The 8,770-nt window shown below is 28.8% G+C and carries 7 protein-coding genes; all 7 read left to right on the forward strand.

Annotated features, from left to right (window positions below):
• The first annotated feature begins 94 nt into the window (after positions 1 to 94).
• Positions 95 to 1,066: a DHHW family protein gene (locus V5784_RS04110; protein ID WP_336887786.1), complete on the forward strand. Its 972-nt coding sequence runs from the start codon at positions 95 to 97 to the stop codon at positions 1,064 to 1,066.
• Positions 1,063 to 3,687 carry a CDP-glycerol glycerophosphotransferase family protein gene (locus V5784_RS04115; RefSeq protein WP_336887787.1) on the forward strand — a complete coding sequence of 875 codons (2,625 nt, stop codon included), beginning with the start codon at positions 1,063 to 1,065 and terminating at the stop codon, positions 3,685 to 3,687. The genes V5784_RS04110 and V5784_RS04115 overlap by 4 nt, the downstream gene beginning before the upstream one ends.
• Before the next feature lie 14 nt (positions 3,688 to 3,701).
• Entirely contained in the window at positions 3,702 to 4,895 is a 1,194-nt protein-coding gene (locus V5784_RS04120; RefSeq protein WP_336887788.1) for a CDP-glycerol glycerophosphotransferase family protein, read from the forward strand.
• Position 4,896: 1 nt separating this feature from the next.
• Entirely contained in the window at positions 4,897 to 5,907 is a 1,011-nt protein-coding gene (locus V5784_RS04125) for a CDP-glycerol glycerophosphotransferase family protein (protein ID WP_336887789.1), read from the forward strand.
• A 71-nt stretch (positions 5,908 to 5,978) separates the two neighbouring features.
• A complete protein-coding gene (locus tag V5784_RS04130) occupies positions 5,979 to 7,241 on the forward strand; it encodes an exopolysaccharide biosynthesis polyprenyl glycosylphosphotransferase (RefSeq protein ID WP_336887790.1) in 1,263 nt (420 codons plus the stop codon).
• Positions 7,242 to 7,921: 680 nt separating this feature from the next.
• Positions 7,922 to 8,377, forward strand: a complete 456-nt coding sequence (locus V5784_RS04135) for a nucleotidyltransferase domain-containing protein (RefSeq protein ID WP_336887791.1) — start codon at positions 7,922 to 7,924, stop codon at positions 8,375 to 8,377.
• Positions 8,355 to 8,770 (forward strand): DUF86 domain-containing protein (locus tag V5784_RS04140; RefSeq protein WP_336887792.1); only part of this gene is annotated, 416 nt, incomplete at its 3' end. The genes V5784_RS04135 and V5784_RS04140, both read left to right, overlap by 23 nt.

An 8,770-nucleotide genomic window follows, 5' to 3' on the forward strand; every position in this document is an offset into this window, starting at 1 on the left:
ATAAAAAGGTATATTAATTTTTATAATAACGATAGAGGACATAGTTCTTTAGATTATGAAACACCTGCTAAGGTATATTTTAGTACTCAAAAAATTGCTTAAGTTTTTTCATAAACTGTTTGACAAACACGACCACCATAATGGTCAGTTATTAGGAGCAATTGGAAAAAAAGATAAAAAAAAGATAGCTGGAAATGTTAAAAAATTAATCGAATACAATGAAAAAGTTAAAGAGTTAGGAGTAAAAGATCTTTACTTTGTGGCTGCTTCTAGAAATTCATGGATTAATAGAGATAAAATAGGATCTTCAAATTATAAAGATTATACTAATGAAGCTTGGGAAGATTTTTTTAAGGATATTAATTCTGAAATAAAGACTATAGACCTTAGGAAAAAGCTAGAAGATATAAACTCTACAGAAAATATTTATTACAAGACAGACCATCACTGGAACAGCCTCGGAGGGTACTATGCATATAGAGAGATAATTAATAGGCTTGGAAATGATTACCCTGAGGTGGGCAAAGCCTATGAATTGGAAGAATTTGACAAAGAAGTAGTGAGTAAATCTTTTTATGGAAGTTATGCAAGAAGAGTGGGATATTTAAATGTAGAAAACCCAGATCAGATTGTTAAGTATTCCCTTAAAGGTACTCCAAAGATAGAGGTGAAAATAGGAAAAGAAAAATACTCAAGCTTATTTTTTAATGAATATATAGTTAAAAATAAAGACTATAAAGAGATATATTCAAATGAGTATAGATATTATAGTGATGGAGATAAAGCGATGGTAAGAGTTAATAATTTAAAGAATAAAAACAATTTGAACGTATTAGTTATTAAAGATTCTTATATGAACGTCGTTACTCCATTTATAGTTAATCATTTTCAAAATACCTATATTATGGATTTAAGACATTGGAAGTCTAATGCATATGATATTATCCAAAGTAGGAAAATTGACATAGTAGTTTTTTTATATAATCCGACATCTCTAACTAATAATAAACAATTTGATTTTAATAAAAAAGCTTTAACTAAAAAGAAGCATAGGAAGCTACTATGAATGAAAAAATACAGGATTATAGATTAATAAATAGAGTTACGAAGGTATTCTTTATAAAGAATACAGCAGAAGTTTCAGGTGAGCTCTTTACAAATTCAGATGGTATTGAAGACATATATTTAGAATTAAAACATAACATCTTAAGTAATACTTCGTACTTAGAAAGAGAAGTATCGTTAAATAAAGTATCTAAAGGAAAATATCGATACAAGTTTAAGGTAGATTTTGAAAAACACCTCATCATAGGTGCAGATTTTGAATTCTTTTTTAAGATCCAGTTATCAGATAATAAAATTTTAACTAAAAATTTTAAACTTAGGCCATCAAAGTTTAGAAAAATGATGGGATTTGATTATAAGACCGATGAAAAAAGAATATTCTTTGCCCTAGATGGAAAGAACCAATTACATTTAAAGACCCAGGGGGAAGAAGAGATAATCTTAGGACCTTCCTCAAAGGACAGAATCCAGAATCTAGAAAGGATAGATAAGAAGCTTAGAATTCAATTCAATCCTTCCATTAAAGAAAGGTTTGAATTGAAATATCTATTCTTGGTAGATCGAAACAAAAAAAGTATTTTTAAAGAAATTCCGTTGGAAAAAATATCGGCTGGATTTAGAGCTGAAATAGATTTCCTAGAAATAGAAAAAGAAATTGAGATAAATGATATAATAGACCTTTATCTAAAAAGCTATGATGGTAAATATAGGAAGCTGATTCAAAATAAAAATAAAAAAAGTTTTTTTGAAGAGAATAAAGAAATTGAGGTAAAAGAAAAGATTTTTTTGCCCTGTAGAGCGAAGAATCAGACTTTTTGTATAAGGGTAGGGAATAAATATAATTTAGGAAATTATTATTTTAAAAATTATTCTATGCTAAAAAAGAGAATAAGCTTTAAAAAAGGGATACTTAACTATACTGGCGAGATTAGATCTAAACTGGTAAATAATATATCTCAAGTAAATGTTATACTAAAAAAAAGTGATTCAGAGATAGAGCATAAAGTTTCTGCAACTACTAAAGTTAAAGGGAATAAATTTCTTGAATTCAAGTTTTCTTTTGATTTGAAAAAAACTTTATTGGAACCTGTTTACTGGTCATTTTTTTTAGAGGTTGAATTTGAAGATGGTAAAAAGGCTTGGAAAAGATTAAACTGTGAGGCTGAAAATTATAAAAAAATACTAGCAGAACCTTATTATCAAGATGACTACCTTTACTTTCCTTTTTTAACAGGGAAGAATGGACTCTCTATTATGTATAGACTGAGGGATCCTTATGAAAAAAAGACTTTAAGAATAAAAGAATATATAGCATTTATAATTTTCGTGATTTTTTATCCTTACTTTAAATATAAGAAGAGTTGGATTACTTTTGAAAAAGCCTGCAATCGTGCACAGGATAATGGGTATTATTTTTATAAGTATTGCAGAGAAACACTTAAAAAGAAAAATGTTTATTTTATAATAAGGAAAGATTCCTATGAACTAAAAAACTTGGAGAGTAAGCACCTCAAAAAGAATGTTATTTATTTTTATAGCTTTAAACACTTAATTTATCTTTTGAGTTGTGAATTTTTAGTGTCATCGGAAAGTAAAATCAATAGCTATATTGCTAGAAGTCAATGGAGTATTTTTCGTAAAATTTTATTGGGGAAAAAAATAATATTTCTTCAACACGGGGTTATTGGAACAACAGGACTTCCTGTTTTCAAAAACACACTCGAAAATAAGATGGATATTTTCTGCGTATCTTCTGAATTTGAAAAAAACATTGTCAGAGATAATCTTGGAGTGCCAGAGGAAAATTTGAAAATTACGGGATTAACTCGTTGGGATCACCTTGAAGACAAATCAAAGAATAAAAAGAATATCCTGATTATGCCAACTTGGAGAAACTGGCTAGACAATATGGATGAGGATAGTTTTAAAAGTTCAGAATATTTTAAAAAATATCATGAAATGCTTAATGATAATGAATTAATTAAAATGTTAAAAGATAATAATGTGTGTGTGCAGTTTTTTCTACATCCAAGATTTTTAGACTACACACACCTCTTCCAAGTAAATAATTATATAGAGATCGTTGACAGTAAAGAGAAGAAGGTTAATGAACTATTAATGGAAAGTAATATGCTAATAACTGATTATTCAAGCGTAGCCTGGGAGATGTATTATCAAAATAAACCAGTTATTTTTTATCAGTTTGATTCTCAAAGAATGTTTGACTTGAGAGGCAGGTATATGGAAGATAATGAATTCTTTGGAGATATTGTCAGGGATATAGAAGGTCTAAAAAACGAGCTAGCCTACTACATAGAGAATGATTTTGCTGAAAAAGAAGAATTTATTTTATTTAAGGATAATTATTTAAAATACAGAGATAAAAACAATTCTAAAAGAGTTTATGAAGAAATTATAAACTATAGAGAAACGATTAAGAGGAAAAAGTTAAAAGACAGAATTAAAGAAAGTATCATTCTAAAAGAAATCATAAAAGAATCTTGGTGGTTTTTAAAGAGAAGAAAATTATTATATCTATTATCTTTTAAATGTAGAAATTTTAAATTGTATCAAAATTTGAGAAATAAAATTTCATGTTTAAAAAAAATAAAAGTTAAATAAGGATAAAAAATGCAATGATTAAGAAGACAATTGATTATAAGACAATAGCTAAAAAGCTTTTAATAACACTAAAAGCTTTAATATGGGGGGTGGTAGGACTAGTTTTTATAAAGGTTAAATCAATTATGAAAAACGAGCTCTGGTTGATAGGTGAAACAGATATAACCGCCCAAGATAACGGTTATCACCTCTTTAAATATATCCGAGGAAAGTACCCTGATAAAGAGTGTTACTATCTTATAGATAGTAACTCGCCTGATAAAGAGAAGGTAGAGATATTAGGAAATGTAATTTATCATGGGAGTTTTAAACATTTGATATATTTATTCCAGGCAGAAAAACATATAGGAAGTCATGATTACAGGTACTGGCACTATCCTGGATACAGTAAAATTTTCTCAAAAATATTTGGTAGGTATATAAAGGGAAAGTTTATTCAAATACAGCATGGGATTATCCATATAAAATCTGAGAGAGGATTTCATTATGACCCTCAAAAGCCTTATGATATGGTCTGTGTAAGTTCAAAGTATGAAAAAAAACTTTTAGAAGATCATTTTAATCATCCAAAGAAAGTTGTAAAAATAACAGGACTCTGCAGGTATGATGAACTGGAAAATCAGGAAATTTATGAAAAATTCATAGTATTTATGCCTACTTGGAGGAAGGGACTGCATAAAAAAGAAGAATTTTTGTCTTCGGGATACTGCAGACTGATAGAAGAATTTCTTTCGGATAAAGAATTTTTATCACTGTTGAGGACTCAAAATATTAAATTAATTCTCTATCTACATGTAAAATTACAACATCACAGTGAATATTTTAAAAAATATGAAAATGATGTCTTGAGGATAGTGAAACTGGGAGAGGAAAGTGTACAGGATCTTATAAAAAAAGGAAATCTCATGATAACAGACTATTCCAGTGTTTCATTGGATTTTACCTATCTAAATAAGCCTGTCCTATTTTATCAGTGGGATTTTGAAGAATATGTGAGGAGCTACGATGTCCAAAATCCAGAAGAATATCAGAAGATGAGATTTGGATATATCTGTAGATCTAAAAGTGAATTAGTTGAGAGAATAAAGGGATATTTAGCAGATGATTATAAAGTGAAATCTATTCATAAGGAAAAATCAGATATATATTTTGAATATCGTGACAGGAAAAACGGTAAAAGAATTTATGAAGCTATTGAGGAGCTGTAAGATGAAAAAACTGATATCAGATATTCTAAATCTAATATTTAGCTGTTTTAAACTTATTATAGCTTATTTTGTGAAAGATTTTATTATAAAAGATGATGAAATTTATCTCATAGGGTCAAACTATGGGAGCAAAAGAAGTGATAATGCTATAGCACTCTATAACTACATAAAATTTTTGGAGATGGAAGTTTACTTTATAGAAAATAATCCTAAGGATGGAAATAGTTTAAAAAGAGGCAGCTTTAAATCCTTTGTATATTACTTTAAATCCAATGGAGTTTTTTATTCCCATAGTTTTTCAGATATCCTTCCAGGCATGCATAAAGCGGGAAGGATAATGAAATATTTTGGAGGACCTAAAAAGGTATTTATCCAGCATGGAATAATAGGATTTAAGGAAATAGATAATTATATCAGATCATTAAATGATACTATGGATTATTTTTTAGTTTCTTCAGTATTTGAGAGGGATATAGTAAAAGAAGTAGGAATTGTAGAAGAAAAAATAAAGGTACTTGGTCTGCCAAGATATGACCTTCTTCCGAAAAGCTTTGAGAACTCAGAAGAAATCTTAATATTTTTAAGCTGGCAGAATAATGAAAGGTATATAAAAAAGTTAAATGAAATAATAGAAGTCTTTAAAAATTCAAGGTATAAGTTGAAAATAGCAGTTCATGATATGGTAAAAGAGGAATTAAAGATTCCAGAAAACTATCTTGTATCTGATATAGGGAAAGCAGTAAGAGAATCAGTCATGCTTATTACCGATGACTCTAGTGTTGCATGGGATTTTTTCTATAATGGAAGGGAAGTTATTTTTTATAAATCGGAAGAAAAATGGTATGTAGATGATGAGTTTTTTAAATGCAGAAAGGTCGAAACAGAAAATGAATTAAAGAAACACCTTGAAAAAATTAGAGATAAAAAGTTAGAAGTAAAGGTTCCAAATGACTTATTTCAATACAGGGACAGAAAAAATTCAGAGAGAGTATTTGATGTTCTTCAAAAATAAAAAAAGGGATTAACCCCCCTTTTTTTATTGTATAATATATAATAGAAAAAAGAATTTTAAGGAGTAGCTAAATGAAGGATGATAAAAAGATTTATTTAAGAATAATATATTTTTTTCTGCTATTTTTTATGATAAAAGTAGGAAATGATTATTATGAAACGCCTATGAAGAGTTACAGTTATATAATATTTCTTTTTATATATCTGTACTATTATTTGTTTGATATATTGAACTTTACAGATGAATATGGTAGATGGACTCCCTGGGTAAGGTCCTCTGCAATAAATATAATTATTGCTATAATATTGTGGTCTTTTTCCAAGAGTAGTTTAATTTTTTTTAAATTTTCTCTGTTATGGGTTGTGAGTAACCTAATAAGAATGGTAATGGTAAAGATATACAGAAGTGGTGGAACTTATAGAGGAATCTTTATAGGAAGGGCTGAGGAATACATTGTAGCTAACAAGGGTTATACCGAGAGGAACTTTGGTGAGTTAGAATATATATCTAAAGATAAAGTTAGAAACTTTGAACAATTAAAGGAGATACTAAAGGACAGAAAAGTAGAGATCATTTCCATAGAAGAAGAGTTTATGAAAAAGTATGAGAGTGAGTTCTTTAAGTTAAAGATTAAGGGCTACAAGGTGTATTGTGAGTGGCAGTTTATGCAAAAAATAGAAAGAAAGATATATGTGGAAAAGATAAAAACTAAATGGTTTTTATATACTGAAGGATTTGAAATTCTACATAATAGTTTTCAAAGGAATTTAAAAAAAATATGTGATATTTCTTTTGCTATAATAATAGGAGTTCTTGTCATACCGGTAATGGGTGTGACTTGTATATTGATAAAGTTAGGTGGAGGACCGGTTTTTTTTAGACAAAAAAGAATAGGTTTAGGAGGAGAAGAATTTGAAATAATAAAATTTAGATCCATGAGAGTAGATGCAGAAAAAGATGGAGCAAGATGGGCTGAAAAAAATGATTCTCGTATAACCAAATTTGGTAGCTTTCTAAGGAAAACAAGGATAGATGAATTACCTCAACTTTGGAATGTATTCAAGGGAGAGATGTCTTTTGTAGGACCAAGACCGGAAAGAAAAATATTTATAGATGAGTTAGAAAAAGTGATTCCCTACTATAATATAAGGCATTCTGTAAAACCAGGACTCACAGGATGGGCTCAGGTGATGTATCCCTATGGAGCCAGCGTGGAGGATGCACTGCATAAGCTGGAGTATGATCTTTATTATCTCAAACACCAAAACTTTATGTTTGATTTGATGGTATTTTTTAAAACTATGAAGGTGGTACTCAGCAGAAAAGGGATGTAAAATTAATAATTAAAAATATAAACTTGAAGATAAGAGTCAAAGGAAAACTGTGTTAACTTTAAAAGGAATCCTACGATTCCTTTTTTTGATGGATATTAAAAGTTTTTAAATTGTAACACCGCTGACATTTAAGGTTGCAACTGTGCTGTTTTTTTAGTTTACTATAAACAATACGGTAGATATAGATATATTGTAAATCACTGTAATTTTTAGGCAAAATAAGGCTCACTATGCTACCTTTAAGGCTCATGGGTGGCCCTTTCTATTTTTCATCTCTCAATCCCAGTAGTATCAACGGTTTCAAGGCTTTGTTGTTTGCCGTATTTCGATTGTAGAGGTGTAAATACAAGGGGAAGTTTTTAAGAGGGCACAGGAGGGGAATGAGGAAGAATAATTGAAAATGTACAATGTGCAATTGACAATGGAGGAAAAATAAAAGCTTTAGTTGTAGATTACACAGAGAAAGGCAGATTTTAACCAAGAAAAAAGAAGATTCTAAAGAGTCCCTCTTTAATTCGTGACAAAAAGTCAAAAATAGTTTAATTTTTAAAGGTTTTTTTAACCTCTTTTTTTTATGGTATAATAAAAGAAAATATATAACTTTGCCATACCCGATGTGGTCATCACCAATATGCTATTAGTTTATTGTCGTAAACATAGAATATTGCGAGGAGGTTAAGATGAGAGAAAATAGCCAATTTATATCTAGTGAGCAGGTTCAAGATTATATAGAGAAAATAATAAAATATTTTTCTGATAAAGAAAAAATAAAAAAGATAGACGGAGTGTATATATTTGGATCTATTTCCAGGGGAGAGCTAAGGGAAGAGAGCGATATAGATATAGCTGTTATAGGAGATTTTAATTTTTCTGATAAATTGGATTTCATTTGTGATTTAGAAAATTTTTTAGAAAAAAAAGTAGACCTCATCGATTTTAACAATTCTAATTTAAACTTTCAGGCAGAAATAATAACTAATGGTAGATTGATATATTGTTTAGACATTGAAAAAAACGATCTATTAGAATATAAAATATTAGCTAAATATCTAGTTTTTGAAGAGGATAGAAAAATAGTTTTAGATGAAATCTATAAGAGGGGAAGTGTTTTTAATGAAAAGAGTGGTATTAAGTAAAATAGAGAGTATTGAAAGATGTGTCAAGAGAATAGATGAAATATATGGTGGAGATATAGAAAGATTAAATGATTATTTATATCAAGATGCAATAGTTTTAAATATTCAAAGAGCCTGCCAGCAATCTATAGATCTATCTATGTACCTATGTTCAAAATTAGCTTTTGGAATACCAAAATCAAGTAGAGATTCATTTACACTATTAAAAAAAAATGGTATTCTCACAGAAAATACATCTAACCGTATGGAGAAAATGGTAGGATTCAGAAATGTGGTTATACATGAATATCAAGCGGTAGAATTAGATGTGATAAAATTTATAGTAGAAAAGGGAGTAGGAGATTTTTTAACGTATACCAAGGAAATTTTGACCTATATGAAAAAAATAGAGGA

This window comes from Psychrilyobacter sp., from assembly GCF_037132775.1.
In the GTDB taxonomy this organism is placed as follows: domain Bacteria; phylum Fusobacteriota; class Fusobacteriia; order Fusobacteriales; family Fusobacteriaceae; genus Psychrilyobacter.